This window comes from Psychrobacter sp. KCTC 72983, from assembly GCF_014280455.1.
Lineage (GTDB): Bacteria > Pseudomonadota > Gammaproteobacteria > Pseudomonadales > Moraxellaceae > Psychrobacter > Psychrobacter pacificensis.
Genome location: NZ_CP060390.1, coordinates 2,891,963 through 2,912,119 on the forward strand (window position 1 = coordinate 2,891,963; position 20,157 = coordinate 2,912,119).

The 20,157-nt window shown below is 44.7% G+C and carries 15 protein-coding genes and 2 pseudogenes; 11 read left to right on the forward strand and 6 right to left on the reverse strand.

The features are described 5' to 3' along the window. Nucleotides 1-308: 308 nt before the first annotated feature. Nucleotides 309-479: pseudogene (locus tag PSBA01_RS13345) on the forward strand (transposase); the annotation flags it as partial. A 60-nt stretch (nt 480-539) separates the two neighbouring features. Continuing rightward, nucleotides 540-734, forward strand: a pseudogene (locus PSBA01_RS13350) (integrase core domain-containing protein); the annotation flags it as partial. A 115-nt stretch (nt 735-849) separates the two neighbouring features. On the opposite strand, the gene PSBA01_RS12360 reads toward PSBA01_RS13350, so the two are convergent. Further along, nucleotides 850-1,497: a glutathione S-transferase gene (locus PSBA01_RS12360; RefSeq protein ID WP_186474572.1), complete on the reverse strand. Its 648-nt coding sequence runs from the start codon at nt 1,495-1,497 to the stop codon at nt 850-852. Between the two features lie 638 nt (nt 1,498-2,135). Between PSBA01_RS12360 and PSBA01_RS12365 the strand changes: the two genes are divergently transcribed. The 4 genes from PSBA01_RS12365 to PSBA01_RS12380 all read left to right on the forward strand — a co-directional run bounded on the left by PSBA01_RS12365 (nt 2,136) and on the right by PSBA01_RS12380 (nt 9,793). Continuing rightward, the gene (locus PSBA01_RS12365) at nt 2,136-4,457 is read left to right on the forward strand and encodes a TonB-dependent receptor (protein WP_186474573.1); all 2,322 of its coding nucleotides are present in this window, start codon (nt 2,136-2,138) and stop codon (nt 4,455-4,457) included. Nucleotides 4,458-4,668: 211 nt separating this feature from the next. Beyond that, on the forward strand, nt 4,669-6,477 hold the full coding sequence (locus tag PSBA01_RS12370; protein ID WP_186474574.1) for an ATP-binding cassette domain-containing protein: 1,809 nt from the start codon (nt 4,669-4,671) through the stop codon (nt 6,475-6,477). A 124-nt stretch (nt 6,478-6,601) separates the two neighbouring features. After that, nucleotides 6,602-8,860, forward strand: coding sequence for a TonB-dependent siderophore receptor (locus PSBA01_RS12375; RefSeq protein WP_186474576.1), 2,259 nt, complete (start codon nt 6,602-6,604; stop codon nt 8,858-8,860). Between the two features lie 186 nt (nt 8,861-9,046). Further along, nucleotides 9,047-9,793 (forward strand): siderophore-interacting protein, encoded by a 747-nt coding sequence (locus PSBA01_RS12380; protein WP_186474578.1) that lies wholly within the window; start codon nt 9,047-9,049, stop codon nt 9,791-9,793. Between the two features lie 75 nt (nt 9,794-9,868). Here the strand turns inward: PSBA01_RS12380 and PSBA01_RS12385 are convergent, their stop codons facing one another. The 4 genes from PSBA01_RS12385 to hppD all read right to left on the reverse strand — a co-directional run bounded on the left by PSBA01_RS12385 (nt 9,869) and on the right by hppD (nt 14,032). Then, nucleotides 9,869-11,275 carry a Na+/H+ antiporter NhaC family protein gene (locus PSBA01_RS12385; RefSeq protein WP_186474579.1) on the reverse strand — a complete coding sequence of 469 codons (1,407 nt, stop codon included), beginning with the start codon at nt 11,273-11,275 and terminating at the stop codon, nt 9,869-9,871. Nucleotides 11,276-11,377: 102 nt separating this feature from the next. Next, nucleotides 11,378-11,719 (reverse strand): 4a-hydroxytetrahydrobiopterin dehydratase, encoded by a 342-nt coding sequence (locus PSBA01_RS12390; RefSeq protein WP_058024261.1) that lies wholly within the window; start codon nt 11,717-11,719, stop codon nt 11,378-11,380. 115 nt (nt 11,720-11,834) lie between these two features. Next, a complete protein-coding gene (phhA, locus tag PSBA01_RS12395) occupies nt 11,835-12,776 on the reverse strand; it encodes a phenylalanine 4-monooxygenase (protein ID WP_083328803.1) in 942 nt (313 codons plus the stop codon). A gap of 140 nt (nt 12,777-12,916) precedes the next feature. Further along, the gene (gene hppD, locus PSBA01_RS12400) at nt 12,917-14,032 is read right to left on the reverse strand and encodes a 4-hydroxyphenylpyruvate dioxygenase (protein WP_186474580.1); all 1,116 of its coding nucleotides are present in this window, start codon (nt 14,030-14,032) and stop codon (nt 12,917-12,919) included. A 161-nt stretch (nt 14,033-14,193) separates the two neighbouring features. On the opposite strand from hppD, the gene PSBA01_RS12405 reads away from it, so the two are divergent. The 5 genes from PSBA01_RS12405 (at nt 14,194) to PSBA01_RS12425 (ending at nt 18,902) form a co-directional block, all read left to right on the forward strand. Continuing rightward, nucleotides 14,194-15,141, forward strand: coding sequence for a LysR family transcriptional regulator (locus PSBA01_RS12405; RefSeq protein WP_186474581.1), 948 nt, complete (start codon nt 14,194-14,196; stop codon nt 15,139-15,141). 157 nt (nt 15,142-15,298) lie between these two features. After that, nucleotides 15,299-16,495, forward strand: a complete 1,197-nt coding sequence (locus tag PSBA01_RS12410; protein ID WP_071001500.1) for an aromatic amino acid transaminase — start codon at nt 15,299-15,301, stop codon at nt 16,493-16,495. A 200-nt stretch (nt 16,496-16,695) separates the two neighbouring features. Then, nucleotides 16,696-17,985: a fumarylacetoacetase gene (fahA, locus tag PSBA01_RS12415; RefSeq protein WP_186474582.1), complete on the forward strand. Its 1,290-nt coding sequence runs from the start codon at nt 16,696-16,698 to the stop codon at nt 17,983-17,985. A gap of 127 nt (nt 17,986-18,112) precedes the next feature. Then, nucleotides 18,113-18,688, forward strand: coding sequence for a VOC family protein (locus PSBA01_RS12420; RefSeq protein ID WP_058024265.1), 576 nt, complete (start codon nt 18,113-18,115; stop codon nt 18,686-18,688). A 58-nt stretch (nt 18,689-18,746) separates the two neighbouring features. Next, nucleotides 18,747-18,902 (forward strand): hypothetical protein, encoded by a 156-nt coding sequence (locus PSBA01_RS12425; RefSeq protein ID WP_228724591.1) that lies wholly within the window; start codon nt 18,747-18,749, stop codon nt 18,900-18,902. A 230-nt stretch (nt 18,903-19,132) separates the two neighbouring features. Here the strand turns inward: PSBA01_RS12425 and PSBA01_RS12430 are convergent, their stop codons facing one another. Further along, the gene (locus tag PSBA01_RS12430) at nt 19,133-19,990 is read right to left on the reverse strand and encodes an IclR family transcriptional regulator (protein ID WP_186474583.1); all 858 of its coding nucleotides are present in this window, start codon (nt 19,988-19,990) and stop codon (nt 19,133-19,135) included. Between the last annotated feature and the right edge of the window lie 167 nt (nt 19,991-20,157).

The window sequence follows — 20,157 nt, forward strand, 5'->3', positions numbered from 1 at the left end:
ACTAAAGTAATTATGGCTTACAAGTTAGATAGTCATCAGTGTATTCAACTTGGCAAGTGGTAGTGATATCAACGCTGCCATAATTTACCGGCTGAAGTGTAGCGCAGGGAGGTCAACTTACGGTCTTGTTAGGCCTGCTAAATGTTCCATAAGCGGAATTACCTCATTGTAAATACCCCATTCTTAACACAACATCATCGTAGAATAATTAAGCCACCTGCCTGTACTCAGCAGGTGTCATTGTAGTGGCATAATGAAATAGGACAGTAGATAAGAGGTTATACTATCACCAAAACTGGAGAGAAGATATGACCACCAAACGCGGACGCTACAGCCAAGAATTTAAGCTAGAAGCCATTAAACTGGTTGAAGATCAAGGCAGGAAGATACCAGAAGTAGCCAACTCATTAGGTATCGGCAAAACCACCTTAGAGAATTGGGTATATAAATACCGTAAAGAACAGCAAGGTGTCATGCCATCAGAAGGCAAAGCCCTAACGCCTGAATTACGGCGTATACAAGAGCTTGAAAAACATGTGAGGTTCTTTAGAAGCTTTAAGACAGAGTGGATGCCAAAAAACGGCTATGACAATATTGATGAGGCTCGGCAGGCAGTAAATGATTATATTTGGGGCTATTATCAAAGTGTAAGACCACACAGCTTTAATGAGTATTTAACACCGAGCAAGAAAGAGAGACTTTATTTCAACAAAAACCTCTTAAGTACTGTCTAAAAATATTTGACCACTACAAGTATACAATGTGTATTCTCCTACGTTCTTTCAAATCTATACTTTACCTACCACTCACCACTCATGTGATCATATAAATAACTTCAAATACTAGATATTAACAAGGAAAAATCACCACCTCATCGCCTTCTTGCCATGGTTCAAACTTAGTCATAACTTGCAAAAATAACGGATGCGCAAGCCAATCTTGTAACCACTGTTGCAATTTAGGGTATGGCAAACCATAAAACACCTCACGATCAACATGCGCAAATTGACGAACAAACGGCATGATACCAATATCCGCTGTGGTCACACTGTCTCCTAATAGATAGACATTTTTTGTCAATAGCGTCTCCAATACCTGCAAAAACACCTCGCCGCGCTGTCGATACTCGCTCTGCGTCATCCCAGGATAACGATCTGCATATTTGTATCGATCTAGCCAATATTTAAACTCGTTGTCATTTTGTGCAATCAAGTCATTTGCTTGCGGTAATGTATTTTTATCAAGTAAGCCGTGTGGGTCATTCTGCGCAAGTGCCCACATCATAATCTCGTCACTTTCTTCAATGACGGTCCCATCCGCCAACTGTAAAACGGGTACTGTCCCTTTTGGGCTAATCGCTAGCATTTGCTCTGGTTTATTCTTCAGCGTAACCTCCCGCAGCGCTACAGACTGCTCGGCAAATAAAAGACCGAGACGGGCACGCATGGCATAGGGACAGCGGCGAAAAGAATACAAGCGGTGAAGCGGTGAAGTCATAGTTGTCTTCCACAATTGAATAAAAACTAAATAGCATATCAATAAGAACCAGTAGGCTCAAACACACTGATATGGTTTTTATTAGGGAGTAGGTAAATATTATTAGGCGCGATGAGATTCACACCGATTTCACTCTCGATGTTGACGGCGTTTGCAGCACCTAAAAACCTTTAATTAAAGACAAAGAGTTTGGTGCATTGCTTGCTGATAGAGCCTTTGACACGGATTGGCTACTGCTAGACTGAAAAGAGGGTGGTAGCAAAGCGGTCATACCCCCTAAACGCTCTCGTTTAAAGCAACGAGATTTCAATAAAGAAATGTAAAAGTGGCGTCATTTAATCGAGAACTTCTTCTGTAAGCTGAAAGATTTCAAGAAAATTGCCATGCGTGCTGAAAAACGGATGAGTCGTTTGCTGCTAATATCTATTTAGCAGCGACGATTATCCATTTACGGTAATTGTCAACACGCCCTACATTTCAAAACAAGAAATTGAGCAGGCAAGACCACTATCGGCAATATAAATAATACATTTAAAATTTTAACCTGAAAATATATTTAGCATTAGTTCCGCAATAATATTGATAATGAAAATTATTATCAATATAATAACGATTTAAATTACATGCTGGAAATATTCATGCAACTGTCTCGCTTATCTGCTGCGTTATTTAATCTTTCGAATGTATCTGGTTCTTCTCTACGATTAGCATCTATACCTTCTAGATTGGTATCGACTAAACCCCTCTCTTTAAAGACACTATGCTCAACCTGTCTATCTACTTCTGTCATCGTATTAACAACGAGTCAATCGGCATGGGCACAGGCAGATGATGTAGATACTCAAACCACTCCTAATGTGGTACTTGATACTATCGTCGTCACTAGTAGCGCTGATGCTTCAGCGGATGGTCTACCAAGCGCCTATGAAGGTGGCCAAGTTGCGACCGGTAGCCGCGTCGGAATCTTGGGTAACCAAGACATCATGGATACGCCGTTCTCTACCACCTCATACACCAATAAATATATCACCAATCAGCAAGCCCAAAGTGTAGGCGATCTACTCAAAAAGGATCCTACTGTTCGCGTGGCAAGGGGTTTTGGTAACTTTCAAGAAGCCTACTTTATGCGTGGCTTTATCACCACATCAGATGACACCATGTACAATGGTCTATACGGCATCTTACCAAGACAGTACATTGCAACTGAATTGTTTGAACGGGTGGAAGTCCAGCGCGGCGCTTCTGCCATGCTAAATGGTGCCGCCCCTAGTGGCGGCAATGCTGGTGGTACGATTAACCTATTACCGAAACGTGCTAGTAATGAGCCACTACGTGAAGTGACGCTTGGTTATGGTCAAGGTGCCCAAGGTAAGGTCGCGGTAGATGTCAGTGATCGCTTTGGTAGCGATGATGCTATTGGTGTTCGTTTTAATGCTGCTTATCAAGATGGTGACAGTGCTATCGATGATGAGTCGTCGACCTTGGGTCTGGCTGCACTTGGTTTGGACTATAGAGGGGATCAGTATCGCCTATCAGCAGATTTAGGCTGGCAAGACAATAAGCTGTCAGAGACTCGTCCTAGTGTCAATCTTGGTGGGGTGTCTAGTGTACCAAATGCGCCAGACGGCTCAAAAAATTGGGCGCAGCCTTGGACCTACTCAGATGAAAAGGATGTCTTTGGTACGATTCGAGGAGAATATGACTTTAATGACAATATCACCGCTTATGGTGCTTACGGTGTGCGAAGTGGCGAGGAAGAAAACTCACTAGCCACGTTAACTGTCAACAACGTTGATGGTGCGGGTACAGTTTATCGCTTTGACAATACTCGAGAAGATAAAGTACAAAGCGCCGAGCTTGGTCTACGTGGTAAATTACAAACCGGTGAAGTGGCTCATAGCTTAGTGTTGGCCGCAAACCTCTATGATCAAGAAGAAAAAGGCGCTTACGCTTTTGATTTTGGTAACCAACTCGCAACCAATTTGTACAACCCAACCGACTACGCTGAAGTCCCTTTTAAAAGCACAGCAGTCTTCGGTGGAAATTTAGACGACCCCAAATTAACCAACGAAAAGCAACTCCAAAGCTTTGCGCTAGCAGACACCATATCACTGTTCGACGATAAGCTAAAAACCACTTTAGGCGTGCGTCATCAAAATATAAAAACCACCAGCTATGATTTCAACACGCAGGCAGAAACGGCTCATTACGATAAGAGTGAGTGGACCCCAAGTATCGGTATTGTTTATCAGCCAACAATGGACTGGTCTGTGTATGGTAATTATATCGAAAGTCTAGCACCAGGTAAAAGAGCGCCTCTAACTAACGATAATGACGCTGTCACTAATGGTGGTCAAAATCTAGATCCGTACGTGAGTGAGCAAACTGAACTGGGTGTGAAATACGACAATGGCATGATTGGCAGTAGTCTCGCTGTCTTCCGAACTGATGAACCACGTGCTTATATCAACAACTCAAATACGTTTACTGCAGCTGGAGAAAACCGCCATCAAGGTGTGGAGTTGACTGTCTTTGGTAGCCCAAGTGAAAACATGCGCCTCAATGCGGGCGTCAGTTATTTAAGTGCCAAACAAAAAGACACCGGTGATAGTGCATTAGATGGCAATCGAGTGATTGGTGTGCCTACCTTACAGAGCAATGTCAACCTAGAGTATGATTTAGCCGCAGTTGAAGGACTGACATTAACGGGCGATATTATCCACACAGGCTCTCGTTACTCGGATAATGCCAATACCTTAAAGGTTGATGGTTATACGACCTTAGACCTTGGTGCACGCTATCGCACTATGCTAGCAGGACAAGACGTTACTCTAAAAGGCGTGGTAACCAATGTCACGGGTGAAGATTATTGGCAGTCAGTAGGCGGTTATGCAGATTCAGGCTATCTAAATGCAGGTGAGCCAACGGCCTTAAAAGTGTCAGCCACATTCAATTTTTAACATATATCAGCTATAGTTGATTCAATTTAAAAGTAGTACAAGGCAGCCCAGTGCAGATGTATATGTGATACTTGAAGCGAGGTTAACGCTGTAATTCTTTTATAGAGAATTGACTATAAAACGTACTTATCTAACGAACTTCAGTAAAAGGGATTAGGTGTGACCTATTCCCTTTTATGCCATCAAACATCCATACTATTACTGAGTCACTATGTCCTCTCGTGCCAGCGTTTCTCTACATCATATGATTTGGGCACAGTATCGTCTGCCCTTTCTAAAAGTCATTTTACTCAACTTAATCAATGCTGCCGTCAGTGTGGGTATCATTGCTTATATCAATCAAACCTTTATCAGTCAGCCTGTGTTCAGTACCTTATCGTGGTCGAGCTTAGGGCAGTTTGCTCTGCTCGTGCTGCTGTTGCTGGTGACTACCTTTGTATCGCAATATGCACTCACCCGTTTGGGGCACAAGTTTGTCTATGAGCTCAGAACCAAGCTGGTCAAACAAATCATCGATACCACCGTTCCTCAGATAGATCATTTGGGTAGTGCGCGGTTACTTGCCAGTCTATCCTCAGATATTCAGTCTATTACCGTCGCCTTTGTTCGGATGCCGGAGTTGGTGCAAGGCGTTATCCTCTCTGTTGGTGTGGGGTTATATCTGGGCTGGCTGTCGCTACCATTACTGCTGATTGTCATGTTTTGGATTGCGATGACGATTTGGATAAGCAACCTATTGGTCAAGCATGTCTATACACATTTGACAAAGTTGAGAGAGATTAATGACGTCTTATATCAGGATTATCAATCGATTATAGAAGGTCGTAAAGAGCTGGCACTTAACCAACACCGAGCAGAAAAACTGTATACAGATGATTTTTTGGCCCATGCTAAATCCTATGAAAAGACTGTCACCAAGTCTGATACTTTTCATTTATCAGCGGTGAACTGGTCAAATATTATGATGTTTGCATCGATTGGGGTGATATTTGCCATATCAAATTATCTCGGCATCTCGATGGGCATCGCCACCACTTTTTCTTTAACGATTCTATTTATGCAGTCGCCGCTGCTTCACGCCGTCGGTGCATATCCAACACTACAGACGGCTCAAGTTGCCCTAGACAAAATACAATCGCTAGAACTGGCTGAGTACCAACCTTTATTTAGAACGGACAACACCAGCCAACACTGGCAAACCATCTCGCTAACTGATGTTAACTATCGCTACAATGTTTCCAATAACAGTGTTTCGAATGCCAGTGATAATGCCAGTGATAATGCCAGTGATAATGCCAGTGATAATGCCAGTAATAGCAGTGTCAGTAATAGCAATGATACTGGTGCTCAGGCATTAATAGCTAAAGACAGCGATCACTCTGGTAATATTTTAAAAGACGTCAATCTAACGCTACGACGAGGCGATGTGGTGTTTCTGATCGGGGCGAATGGTAGCGGCAAATCGACACTTGCCAAGATTATTACAGGCATTTTCACCCCTACCACAGGTGCGGTAACCATCGACAAACAGCCCGTTAATTCACAGAATAATGCCGATTATAGACAGCTGTATTCTGCCATTTTTAGCGATCAGCATATTTTTAAGCAATTGATTGGCAGACAAGGACGGCAGCCAGACAAAGCACTGGTCAATGCGTGGCTGCATAAATTGGACTTGCAAGATAAAATAAGTGTGGCTGACAACCAGCTGTCTACCGATAAGCTCTCGCAGGGACAACGCAAACGCTTGGCCATGCTTATTGCTGTCGCTGAACAAAAAGACATCTTGCTACTTGATGAATGGGCCGCTGACCAAGACCCTGCGTTTCGCCGCGTGTTCTATCAAACCCTAATCCCTGAGTTAAAAGCACTCGGTAAAACGCTGTTTATTATCAGTCACGATGATGGTTACTTTGAGCATGCAGATCGACTGTTACTCATGAAAGAAGGCCGCCTCATTGAGTTAAATGCTGAAGAGCGACAGCGGGCGAGTAAAGATGCCATTGCCATGTTGGCGTAAGAACGAATTTCACATCATTTGAGAGAAGATTTATTTTCAAACATTAATGATAATTATTATCATTAATGTTATTATTTATTTTCTTTTGTTTTCGACATCTAATCACAACTCACAAGGAAATATAATGCGCTTTGTCTCAACGTCCAAATCCATTCGTCAAAAACGTTTAACTTTAGCCGTCCAACTGGGCTTGGCAATGAGTCTAAGTCATTCAGTCTATGCTGAGAACAGCCCAACTAGTATCGGAAACAATACGGTCGACAATATTGAAAATAACGTGATTGAGACAAGCGTAGAAAATTCTCTTAATACTAATAAAGTGGGTAATGATACGACGGCAGCACCATCAGCTACCTTGGATACAATTACCGTTTATTCAGATGGCTATCGCAGCACCGGTACCAAGACCGCCTTAGACCCTGAAGATGCGCCTATGAGCTATACCCGCATCGATCAGGAGCTGTTACAAAAGCGCCAAGCAAATAGTGTCAACGCTGCTTTGCGTTATGAGCCAGGCGTAAGCTCGGAGAGTCGCGGCACGGTCTCTATCTTTGACGAATACAACATTCGCGGATTTAAGACCTATTCAAACTTTTATGATGGACTCAGACTGCCTTATGATGGTGCATATAACCTGATGCCCCAAGTAGATATCTATGCGACTGAAGCGGTCGAAGTGGTGAAAGGTTCGGCATCTTCATTATATGGTTATGCAGCACCTGGGGGTATGGTCAATCAAATCGCCAAAGCCCCTAAAAGCACGCAAGAAAATGAAGTACAGCTGCGACTTGGTAATCAAAACCTAAAAGAAGTGGCCGTCGATAGCACAGGTCCTATTACAGACACCTTGAACTATCGCTTAGTCGCGCTAAAACGCCAAAAAGACGGTCAAATGCAAACGACAGAAGAAGAGCGATTGCTGATTAATCCATCGCTTGAATGGCAAGCAACTGATGATGTCTCAATACTTGCCAATCTGTTTTATCAAGATGATCCAGAAATGGTGCCCTCTACCCCATTACCTGCTGTCGGCACTGTCTACAAGGCAAGCTATGGCAAATTGGGTAGTGATGCTTATGCAGGTGATAAATGGAATAAATTTAGCAAAGAAGTATTTATGCCAAGCGTCACCGTAAACTGGGACATCAATGATAACCTCACCTTTAAACATATCACGCGCTATACCGATGCCGAAGCTCAGCAGCGCAATATGTATAATGATGAAGGATTTGTAGAGGGTAGTGATACGATTTTAGACCGTATAGCTTACACAACAGATGAAAGCATGAAAAACTGGACCACAGACAACCAACTGGCCTATAAGTTTGATACCGTCAATACCTCACATAATCTATTGTTTGGTGTTGAGTATCAAGAGACAGACAGCACGGCAACTTATTATGACGCTGGCGCAGATGGTACACCAAACCTTGACTTATCGAATCCAGATTTTTCACAAATCAGCACCGATATTCTACCCTTAGATACCTTTAGTCGATACGATGATATCGAACAAAGCCAGCTTGGACTCTATGTGCAAGATGAAATGACGTGGCAAGACTGGACAGTGGTGGCAGGCTTACGACATGATAAATTCAAAAGTATCCTTGATCGAACCGATACATCGAAAGGTGAAATCCCTAGCGAAAAAATGATCAACAATGACGCGTCAGAAACCAGTGGACGTCTTGCTGCTATTTATAACTTTGATAATGGTCTATCACCGTTTTTGAGCTACTCACAGTCGTTTCAACCAGTTGTTGGTAGCAACTTCATTACCAATGAAGCATTTGAACCAACCACGGCCGATCAATTAGAAGCTGGTATCAAATATCTGTCTCCAGACCGTGCGACTAAAGGAACGTTTGCTGTATTTGATATTGCCCAAAAAAATGTCGTGGTGTCAGATTACGTCAACTATACAAATCAAACACAAACTGGTGAAATTGAGTCAAAAGGCTTTGAGATATCAGGTAGCCGTATGCTCAATGATTGGGTAGATCTCTCGGCAAGCTATAGCTACACCGACGCTGAGATCACAGAAGAAGAAATTAATCCTGAAGTGATCGGCAATACTCCTGCCCAAATAGCCAAGCACAAAGCCACGCTATGGGCAGACTACTATGCGACAGACAAACTCACTCTCAATGCTGGTGTTCGCTATGAAGGTGGGATGCAGTTAGACAAACAAAACACAGATGAGCTACCAAGCGTGACATTGGTCGATATTGGCGGTAATTATCAGATCAACCCAATGCTTGCTGTCGGCGCGAGTATCAATAATCTGTTTGATAAGACCTACGTTGGTGCTTGTTATGATATTAACAATTGCTGGATGGGGCCTGAGCGTGAAATGTCGGTCAGCCTAAAAGCCAGTTTTTAAACCTGATTTTTTAAACTTAACAAGACGGTTATTAATAAAATCATCCACTTTCTAAAACCATTTTTACCCATACATTTTTAAGATAGTCGATCATCAAAGCAATATGCTAGCCTTGTAAGCTATCAGACGACAATAAACAATGCTTTGCGCACTATCGTTACATGCTACAAAAGAAGGACATAGCAAATGGCAAAACCTACCCCTAGATTACTCGATGTGATCGGTAGCAAATACCTCACCCCAAATATGTGCCGCGTCACGCTTGGTGGTACGGGGCTGACGGATTTCCCCGTAGATCAAGAAAGCGCTTATATCAAACTGATGTTCCCTCAGGGTGAGGATGCTCGGCCCTTAGTACGCACTTATACCGTCAGCGCTCAGCGTGATGATGAGATAGACGTTGATTTTGCATTACATGAGGCTGAAGGCCCTGCGTCGACATGGGCACGCAACACTAAAGCTGGCGATCAAATATTGGTGGGCGGCCCTGGCCCAAAAAAACTCATCAACAATGACGCCGATTGGTTTTTATTGGTCGGTGATATGACAGCATTGCCAGCGATCACGGTCAATTTGGCACAATTGCCTGCCGATTCTCGCGGCTATGCCGTGCTTGAAGTGACGACTGAGGCAGACCAGCAAACACTCAAAAAACCAGAGAACGTCGAGATTCAGTGGGTGGTCAACCCTCATCCAAATGCAGACAGCAGCCCGTTACTTGACTGCGTCAAATCACTGACTTGGCTTGAGGGACAGCCCGCGGTTTGGGCGGCTTGCGAGTTTCATAGTATGCGAGTATTGCGCCAATACTTCAAAGTTGAGCGCGACGTACCAAAGACGCATCTATATGTGTCTAGTTATTGGAAAGTCGATAGCACAGAGGATCAGCATAAAGTGGTGAAAAGTCAGGATGCCCAAACGGCAGATCAATAAAAGCTTATTTAATGAATATTTAAATGCAAAAGACGCGGCTTATATAAGCCGCGTCTTTTTATAAATCATCACCTATTATGCTTCGACGACTTTTGCTTCTTTATCCACTCGGCTAATCGTCAGCCCCGTAAAGCCAAACAGCAGTGTTAATAGCAATGACAAATAACAGAAAAACGCATACGGCAAATACTCTAATACTGGCACCTCTAGTGCCTGACTGATAAACACCCCGCACACACTCCATGGCACTAATGGATTGATCACCGTTCCTGCATCCTCAATCGTCCGAGACAAATTCTTTGGATGTAAGTGCAAACGCTCAAACGTCGACCGGAAGGCCGTACCGGATAATAAAATACTCAAATACTGCTCACCGATCAGCCCATTGATACTGAGCGCCGACATGGCTGCCGCAAAGATCGCTCGTCCTGATGTCGTAAGCGTATCTTTAATACCAGACAGTAATGCAGGTAGAATACCTAGTGCTGTTAGTAACCCGCCCAAACTCAGTGCCAGTATCACAATCGCTTGGGTAAAGAACATACTCTGTACACCGCCGCGCGACAGCATACCGCCTACTTCCCCCAGCTCTAATGACTCAGCAGGGGCATAGCCGGCAAACAGATAACCACCTAATTGACTAAAGCTTGGTGAGCTGTGCATATAAGTGATGATCAGCGCTGCGGCAATCGTACAGATAATCGTATAAATCGCATTGACCCGAAACAATGCCAATCCAACCAATATCACAAAGGGCTGTACCGAATACCCATGCACCAAGCCACTGTCAATCAGCTGTCCTTGTAGTATGGTCACTTGACTCAGATCAGCACTGACGGTCTGACCTGAGAATATCCAGAACAAAATTACTGTCAGTATCCACGCAGGTACTGTCGTATACATCATATTGCGAATGTGCTCAAACAGATCAATACCGACCACAGAGGACGCAATGGTACAGGTATCCGACAAGGGCGACATCTTATCACCAAAGAACGCACCTGATACCACCGCCCCAGCCGCTATCGCCACATTGGCATCAAAGGCATTACTCATGCCGATAAAGGCTACACCCAAGGTAGCTGCAGTGGTCAAGCTACTGCCCAGGGCGATACCGATAATAGAGGTGAGGATAAAGGCGGAGATATAGTAATACTCAGGAGAGATGAGCTGAAAACCAAAGTACATCAAGGTGGGTATGGCCCCTGACATCATGAGGGCGGCGACCATGAGGCCAATAAAGAAGAATAGATAGATGGCGCCGATACCGCGCATGACGCCTGAGGCCATTTGTGCTTGCATGTCGTTAAAGCTCAGACCTTTGGTCATACCGATAGCCAGCAATACACAAATGGCAAGGATAAGAGACAGGTGCGGCACCCAACCAAAGCCAATCATGGTAATACCCATGATGGCGATGACGATGGCTGAGATAATAAAGGCAAGCTTGGCGCTGATCTGGGTGAGCGGTTTTGGTGGCATGACACATCCTTAAAATGCCAGCTCAAGCTGGCATTAGATTGGGTTTGAGTTTGGAAGAGTTAGAGAACTGGTTTGCTAGTGAATAACCGAATGACTGATGCGTTACTTATCAAGTAACGCATCGGTTTTAGCCGCCATGACGAAGTCATTACGATGCAACCCTTTGATACTATGTGACCACCATGTGACGGTCGCTTTGCCCCACTCTACCAATATGCCGGGATGATGCCCTTCTGCTTCAGCAATGTCTGCCAATTGATTGGCAAAATCCATCGCTGCGACGAAGTTTTTAAATTTGTACTGACGCTGCAACTGCTGAATACCCTCCACCTCAATCAATGACCAATCAGGAATTTGTGTCAATAGCTCGCGTGCCTCGGCCTCGTCGACTTTTGGTGCGCCAATACGGCAAGCTTCGCAACTGCTTTGTGATAATACTGTCATGATAATGTCCTTTTATCGAGTTTATTGTTTTGTGATGCTGATTTGTGATACTGAGGTTTGTTGACGCCACTCCACTGCTATGTCCTTATGTAGTAGAGCGGATGTTTATAAAATTTTAATGGGATTTTTCTGGATAGGTCGGCTCAAATAACCCAAGTGACATCGCCTGCTTGACCGTCCCCATGATGTCGCTATCAACGATATCAAATAGCGTATCTAATTCGTCAATCACATAGTAAATCGGCTGTATTTGATCGATACGATAAGGCGTACGCAACACATCAAGCAAATCAAATGCGCGGTGTTCAGGCTGCTGTGTAGGCTTGGGTTGTATTTGGGTTTCTGGCTGGGCATACGATGTCTGATCAAGAGCATAGATGGTTTCAGAAGGCGAGCTTAATATACCGCCGCCGTAGATTCTACGGTCTTTAGGCTGACTACCGACCAAGCCAAACTCAATGGTAAACCAATAGAGCCGTGCCAAAAACCATCTTTCCTCTTTCGTTGCACTCAGACCCAGCTTGCCATACGTCTCATTAAATGCGGCAAAGGCTGGATGAGTCAATAGCGGGCAGTGTCCAACGATTTCGTGAAAAATATCAGGCTCTTCGATATAGTCCATATCCTCAAATCGGCGAATAAACGTTGCCACAGGAAAGGATTTATTGGCCAGTAGTTTGAAGAATTTGCCAAAGCTGATTAATGCAGGCACCGCTGCGGTTTGCCAACCGGTGGTCGCTTGCAATACCTCGTCAATATCATGCAACTGCGGGATATGCGTCGTTGGCAAGTTTAGCTTCGTCAAACCTTCTAGATAGGCAGGACAAGCGCGGTTAGGGATTTGCTCAGCTTGACGCGTAAGCAACGCCTGCCACATTGCATTTTCATCATCACTATAATGAATATGACCATGGCTATCTGACTGATGTGAGATATAGGGCTGCTTTTTATCGGTCGCATTATGATGAGCAGATGCATCACCGCCTTGCTGCTTGGCTACAGAACTATTGGCACCGATGGCTGTATTAGGAGAATCTATCTGTGAGAGGCGTTCCATGCCTGTATTCCTTATATCGCAGTGAATATTTGCACTCATACTGATAAGTCAGTGGCTAATATCAGTCACTCATGCAGGACAAGCCAAACTCCTTTTGCCTTGTCCGTTTACTGTGTAAATTTTTCTAGATGTAGCGTGGCCTACGGCGTTTCTGTTTCTGATTGATTGGTCTCTTGCTGACCGACCGTGCCACGACGCACTTGGTCGCGCTCTATGGATTCAAACAAGGCTTTAAAGTTACCTTCACCAAAACCGTCTGCATAATCCCCTTTACGCTGGATAAATTCAAAAAACACTGGGCTACCCAAGATGGTCTCAGAGAAAATCTGTAGTAGCAGACGCGGTGCGCCGCCCTCTGTCGTACCATCTAACAAGATACCGCGCGTTTGCAAGTCAGCGACGTTTTCACCATGGTTTGGTAAGCGCTCGCTCAGCATCTCGTAGTAGGCTGCATTTGGTGCAGTCATAAGTGGAATACCAGCGGCTTTTAGCATATCAATACTGGCAAACAAGTCATCACTAGCCAAAGCAATGTGCTGAATCCCTTCGCCATTGAAGTGCATTAAGTACTCTTCGATCTGACCACCGCCCTGCTTGGCTTCTTCGTTGAGCGGAATACGGATTTTGCCATCAGGGGCAGTCATGGCCTTACTGGTCAGCCCCGTGTACTCGCCTTTGATATCAAAATAGCGAATCTCGCGGAAATTAAAGATACGCTCATAGAATTTTGCCCAGTACGCCATGCGGCCGCGATAGACGTTGTGCGTGAGGTGATCGATGACTTTGAAACCATATCCGACAGGGTTTCTATCGATGTCTGCAAAAAACTCAAAGTCAACATCATAGATAGATTCGCCGTCTTTATAACGGTCAATCAAATAGATCAGTGAGCCGCCGATACCTTTAATCGCCGGCAGTCTCAGCTCCATCACGCCTGTTGGCACCTCTACTGGCTGCGCACCCATGTCAATAGCACGCTCGTAGGCTTTTTTGGCATCTTTTACCCGAAATCCCATGCTGCAAGCACCAGCGCCATGCTCTTCGACGAAGTAACTGGCTGGGCTCTTTGGCTCACGGTTTAGGATTAGGTTGATGTCACCTTGGCGATATAGCGCCACATCTTTTGATCTGTGATTGGCGATATGTGCAAATCCCAGCTGTTTAAACAATGCATCGACCGCATCAGGCTGCGGAGAAGCAAACTCGACGAAGTCAAACCCGTTTAGTCCCATTGGGTTGTTAAATAAATCTGCCATTGCAATCATCCTTAATGTCAATTGGTGGTAAAAAGTCGATTAGTAATAAAATGCGATAAAACGATTGATAATCAATCTTTATTGTTGACGTTGTATTTATATTAGATTAGCTTTATTTATAAGACTAATTGTTTTTTATGATTTATTTATCAGGTTTACTTATGAATATCAGCATTCGTCAACTGACCGCTTTTATCAAAGTCGCTGACAACGGCAGCTTCACTCGTGCCAGCGAACAGATGTATCTCACCCAATCTGCTGTTAGCGGACTGATCAAAGAGCTGGAGACTGGCCTCGGCATCGTGTTATTTGACCGTACTACCCGCCAGTTGTCGCTATCCTCTGTCGGACGCCATCTGCTGCCACAAGCGCGGCGTATCTTGAATGAGATGCAGCTGTTCGAAAATGAAGCAAGTAGCTTGACCAGCTTGGCGCAAGGTCAGGTGCGCTTAGCGGTGTCGCAGTTTGCGGCATCCTCCCTGCCCGCCGTCATCGCGCAATTTGCTAAGGAATATCCAAATATCGGGGTGTCGCTATTGGATTGCTCAGCAGAAAATTTGCTCAAGCATGTTCAAGACATCGAGGTCGATTTGGGGGTTGGTACTGAACTTGGTTTTATAGAAACTGAAGATGATATCGGTGCTGATCTGTTATACAAGCTGCCGTTTTGCGTGGTCATGCCAGACGATCATGCACTGGCGCAAAAAGACGAAATCACTTGGCAGGAGTTGCTTGATATTCCACTTATCACTCTACAAGGCCCGTTTCTTGAGCAGGTGACAGTCGAGCTGGATGACTCTATCGCCGCTCAGATTCAGCAAGCGCGCTACAAAGTCAACTTTATGTCCACCGCGCTTGAGATGACCCGCCAAGGGTTCGGCATTACCTTATGCCTCCCATATATGCCTGAGGTCATCGATTGGGTCAGCGCCAACGGCTTGCAAATGCGCCCATTGACGCAGCCTATAAAAATGCGCCAGTTCTTTATCTATCAGCGTGCCTCACGGGCGCTGTCTCCTGCAACCATCGCCTTTAAGCAGTTTTTGCAGACCTACTTTGCCACCCACTACAACGACTTGCATCAGCCTGAAACGCTGTCGATGAAGTGATGCATCACACCACAAGCTCATCTGCTAGACAAAGAGATAAGCTATTTGGTGATTTATTTTATTAATTGCGCAAGATAACGCACTCGCGTGTTGAGTTCATCAGCAATTTGCTCTATGATTTTCGGCTGCTTGGTTTATATTCTTATAAGGAAATGGCATGTTTGAACGTATCGATTATTACGCTGGCGATCCAATCTTAGGGCTGATGGAAAAATACTCAGCGGACAATAATCCCAATAAAGTTAATTTAGGCATTGGTATTTATTACGATGAAAGTGGCGTACTGCCTGTACTCGACTGTGTCAAAACTGCCGAAGCGCGTATTGCTGATCCTATTGCCCCGCGCCCCTATCTACCAATGGCAGGCTTGCCTGGACACCGCAAAGGCTGTCAGGAGTTATTGTTTGGCAAAGGCGCACAAATCTTAAAAGACGGTTTGGTTGCGACCACCGCCACTATCGGCGGTTCTGGCGCCCTGAAAGTCGGTGCTGAATTTATTCACCAATGGTTCCCACAGTCCAAGTGCTATGTGAGCGATCCAACATGGGGCAATCATATCGCTATCTTTGAAGGCTCTGACGTTGAAGTGGGTAAATACCCGTACTACGACAAAGCCAATAGCAGCATCAAATTTGATGAGATGATTGCGTTTTTTGAAACATTGAACAAACACGATGTCATCTTGCTACATCCTTGTTGCCACAATCCAACAGGTATGGATTTGACCCAAGCACAATGGGATACCGTGCTCAACGTCATCAAAGCGCATGAATTGATTCCATTCATGGATATCGCTTATCAAGGATTTGGCGAGGACATGGACAGCGATGCTTACGCCATTCGTAAAGCCGTTGAGATGGGCTTGCCTTTATTTGTCAGCAACTCATTCTCTAAAAATTTATCGCTATATGGCGAGCGCGTTGGCGGTCTGTCGGTCGTATGCCCTACCGCAGACGAAGCTGAGCGCGTCTTCGGTCAGCTAAATGCGATGGTACGCCGTATCTATTCAAGCCCGCCATCACATGGTGGTCATGTGGTTGATATCGTCATGAACGATGACGCCCTACATGAGCAGTGGGTTGGCGAGGTTTATGCGATGCGTGATCGTATCAAAGCCATGCGCCTAAAGCTAAAATCGGTACTAGAAGCCAAAATTCCCAACCGTAACTTTGACTACATCACGCGTCAAAACGGTATGTTTAGCTTTACTGGATTGACGCCTGAGCAGGTCGAGCGCCTACAAAGTGAGTTTGGTATTTACATGGTATCCAACTCTCGTATGTGTGTCGCAGGTCTAAATACCAGCAACATCGACTATGTCGCCAATGCGATGGCAGACGTTTTAAAAGACTAAATTAATCAGACATATAGACTAAAAAATAAAAAAGGCTGAGCGATTGCTTGGCCTTTTTTTGTGCTTAGGATTTGTCTTATCAATCAGTAAGCAAAAGACATGGCACAAAAAAACTTGCAATCAACATATCAATAAATTACATTATAAGTAAATAATTAACTATAACGTAATTAAATAATACTTTTAGCAAGGAGCAAATCATGTCAACGATTGACAGTACTCTCACCTCTTTTATCGACATCAAAGCGGACTCTGACTTCTCCATCCACAATCTGCCGTATGGTATTTTTAGCGACACTAAAGATAGTGCGCGCCGTGCAGGCGTTGCCATTGGCGATCAGGTACTAGACTTGTCTGTGCTAGAGTCAGAAGGATTACTGAGCCTAAATGGCGGGCCTTATTTTGATCAGTCGACGCTAAACGCTTTTATTGATTCTGGTCGAGACAACTGGACGCAGGCGCGCACGACCATTCAGTCGCTACTGTCTAGTGACAACAGCGACTTACGTGACAATGCCGATCTGCAAAAAAAGGCGCTGTTCAAGCAAGCAGACGTTACCATGCATCTACCTGTTCAAGTACCGGGCTTTACCGATTTTTATTCTTCTAAAGAGCATGCGACCAATGTCGGTACGATGTTCCGCGATCCAAACAATGCCCTGCTACCCAACTGGACGGAAATGCCTGTCGGTTATAACGGACGCGCCAGCACCGTCATCGCTAGTGGAACTGATATCGTACGTCCCTCAGGACAGCTAAAGCCTAACCCTGATGAGCGTCCTGTTTTCTCCGCCTGTCAGCGCCTAGATTTTGAGCTCGAAACGGCGTTTGTCGTTGGTAAAGGCAACCATATCGGTCAACCAATCGCCGTAGACGATGCCGCTGATCATATCTTTGGTATGGTACTGCTCAACGACTGGTCGGCTCGAGATATCCAAAAGTGGGAATATGTCCCTTTAGGCCCATTTAATGCCAAGACGTTCGCCTCGCAAGTTTCTCCGTGGATAGTCACGATGGATGCATTGGCACCATTTAGCACCGCTTGCCCAATTCAAGAGCCTGAACCACTGGCTTATCTCAATGAAAAAGACAAAGAGAGCAGCTTTGATATCAATCTGTCGGTCGAGCTACTGCCTGAAAATGCAAAAACGGCTACGGTTATTTGCGAGACCAATTTTAAATACATGTATTGGTCAATGGCGCAGCAATTGACGCATCACACCATCACTGGCTGCAAAGTTGAAGTCGGTGACATGATGGGCTCGGGCACAATCTCAGGGCCAACGCCTGATTCTTATGGCTCGATGCTAGAGATCGCTTGGAATGCCACCAAACCCGTAGCACTTGAGGGCGGTGAGTCGCGCACCTTCATCGAAGATGGCGATACCGTCATTATGAAAGGCTATAGCGAAAAAGATGGCGTGCGTGTTGGGTTTGGTGAAGTACGAGGCAAGGTACTGCCCGCGCTTAGCTTCGATTTTAACGAATAATAATGGCATAGAAAAAAGGCGTAGTGACAGTAGATTTGAGCCGTTAGAACCATCATGACATTTGGTCTATTAGTACGGGCATCGTTCCTCTTACATTCACGCTACGCCTTATCAAAAGGAGTTGGATATGAGCTTTCAAATTGAAAAAATCCATCATGTGGCTTATCGCTGCAAGGATGCCAAAGAAACGGTCGAATGGTACAAAAAAAACCTCAATATGGATTTTATCTTGGCATTTGCAGAAGATCACGTACCTTCGACCAAAGCCTTTGACCCCTATATGCACGTCTTTTTGGATGCTGGTAATGGCAACGTATTGGCGTTTTTTGAAGTGCCCAACCAGCCTGAAATGGGCTTTGACCCCAATACTCCAAACTGGGTACAGCACTTGGCGCTCAAGGTAAAAGACCGAAATGAGCTGATGGCAGCCAAAGAACAACTAGAACGTGCAGGTATTGATGTCATTGGCGTGACCAATCACGGTATCTTCCACTCGATATATTTCTTTGATCCTAATGGGCATCGTCTCGAGCTGACTTATGACGATCCGACCTCAGAGGACAAAGTCTCGATGATTACGGAGGCCATCAAGCACGACATGCTAGATGAATGGTCTCGTACCAAACGCGCCCCAGCACACACACAGTTTTTACACAGTGATGAGTTCGCTGAAGCCCGTGACATTGCGCCTGTCGGAGAGTAACTGCGTCGTTTTTCTACTTGCTACCTTTTTTACATTATCTATCAATCATTACTTTGTCATGATCGATATCTCTGATCCACTCAATGACCCAGACTGGAAGGGGCCATTATTGGAAGGCTCAAAGCACTATCTAGATGAAGTCAATGCCACTGGTCTAGATGCTAATAATGTATACGAAAAAGCAAAAGCCGCAAGTAGCGCCTGTGTGGTTTAGAGGATGGACTTAGTGAGACAACATGAGTAAATAAATCTCTCGACGCGATAACGCGATATAGTGAAACCATTACAAAAATGGTATAGCAAGATTAAACGCTATTTTTCGCAGCCTCTGGAGACGCAGTCACAGCAAGCAAGAAAAATAGCGTTTAATCGAGCGCGTTTCCTATGCTGTATTAATTTTATTAGGTTCTACTATAGCCAATCAGCTTGTAGTTAACATTTTGGCTATGCTATTTGGTAGCGCTGTGCGATTGCTAGTATTTGCTCAACCACGTTCTGTTGCTCACTCATTGGTAGTTGCTCTGTGGTTCCAATGATAGTAATGGCATATTCTAGCGGCAGAGCCTCGCTAGCGGTTTTGTCACTACTCGTGGATAGATTAGCAGCACTATTGGCAAAATGCGGCAATATCACAGGTATCGTAATAGCATTAATACCCATGAGCATATCGCCTGTCACTGTCGCATAGCCTTGAGTACGTATCTTGGCTTGCAGCTGAGCAAAATTCTGCCACTTCTCTGTCATATCTGCTGCGGCATTACTTGACTGCCATTCAGCGGTGACCAATGGCTGAATGATCGCGTCAGATTGATAGCTGGCAAACAATTGTCCTGTGGCTGATGTCGTCAAAGGCATACGTGAGCCGATGCGAGTGATGATGCTAATCGGACTGTCTGGTTCAACGGACTGAATAATAATTGGGCCTTCGCTAAACCACTTAGCAATTTGCACACCGCAATTTAGGGTATCTTTAATCTCATTGGCCACCTGCGTGAGACGCGCCAAGAGATTGTTTTGACTGAGCTCAGTATGTCCTAATGCTGCCAATGCATTTACTCTATCGCCAAGCCCATAGCGCCCATCATCAAGCTTGCGAGCGTAATTTTTGCGAATGAGGCTGACCAAGTAACGATGGGATTTTGCGGGATGCATCTGCATGGCCTCAGCGATATCCTTTAGCATCATAGGCTCATGGCGATCGATAAGCACATCTAGTATCGACAATCCAATCTCAAGTGACTGGATGCCACTCTGGTTTTTACTCGTGACGGATTTATCTAAAAAATTTTTATCTGCTGACATGATGGCTCGTCTCTAGTGTACTTAATTATGTTTTCTTGATACTGAGTTGCTCAATGAGAATTGCTCAATGAACTGGCGGTGACATACAGGTCAAATTAATAGTGACACGGCTCAATAATACTTACTTTATCTCACATAAGCTTGATACAAATAACCTATCACAATAA

Coding starts and splice junctions, on each gene's coding strand:
- PSBA01_RS12360 (WP_186474572.1), bottom strand. CDS start 1,497: ATGACTTCACCGCTTCACCGCTTGTATTCTTTTCGCCGCTGTCCCTAT.
- PSBA01_RS12365 (WP_186474573.1), top strand. CDS start 2,136: ATGCAACTGTCTCGCTTATCTGCTGCGTTATTTAATCTTTCGAATGTA.
- PSBA01_RS12370 (WP_186474574.1), top strand. CDS start 4,669: ATGTCCTCTCGTGCCAGCGTTTCTCTACATCATATGATTTGGGCACAG.
- PSBA01_RS12375 (WP_186474576.1), top strand. CDS start 6,602: ATGCGCTTTGTCTCAACGTCCAAATCCATTCGTCAAAAACGTTTAACT.
- PSBA01_RS12380 (WP_186474578.1), top strand. CDS start 9,047: ATGGCAAAACCTACCCCTAGATTACTCGATGTGATCGGTAGCAAATAC.
- PSBA01_RS12385 (WP_186474579.1), bottom strand. CDS start 11,275: ATGCCACCAAAACCGCTCACCCAGATCAGCGCCAAGCTTGCCTTTATT.
- PSBA01_RS12390 (WP_058024261.1), bottom strand. CDS start 11,719: ATGACAGTATTATCACAAAGCAGTTGCGAAGCTTGCCGTATTGGCGCA.
- phhA (WP_083328803.1), bottom strand. CDS start 12,776: ATGGAACGCCTCTCACAGATAGATTCTCCTAATACAGCCATCGGTGCC.
- hppD (WP_186474580.1), bottom strand. CDS start 14,032: ATGGCAGATTTATTTAACAACCCAATGGGACTAAACGGGTTTGACTTC.
- PSBA01_RS12405 (WP_186474581.1), top strand. CDS start 14,194: ATGAATATCAGCATTCGTCAACTGACCGCTTTTATCAAAGTCGCTGAC.
- PSBA01_RS12410 (WP_071001500.1), top strand. CDS start 15,299: ATGTTTGAACGTATCGATTATTACGCTGGCGATCCAATCTTAGGGCTG.
- fahA (WP_186474582.1), top strand. CDS start 16,696: ATGTCAACGATTGACAGTACTCTCACCTCTTTTATCGACATCAAAGCG.
- PSBA01_RS12420 (WP_058024265.1), top strand. CDS start 18,113: ATGAGCTTTCAAATTGAAAAAATCCATCATGTGGCTTATCGCTGCAAG.
- PSBA01_RS12425 (WP_228724591.1), top strand. CDS start 18,747: ATGATCGATATCTCTGATCCACTCAATGACCCAGACTGGAAGGGGCCA.
- PSBA01_RS12430 (WP_186474583.1), bottom strand. CDS start 19,990: ATGTCAGCAGATAAAAATTTTTTAGATAAATCCGTCACGAGTAAAAAC.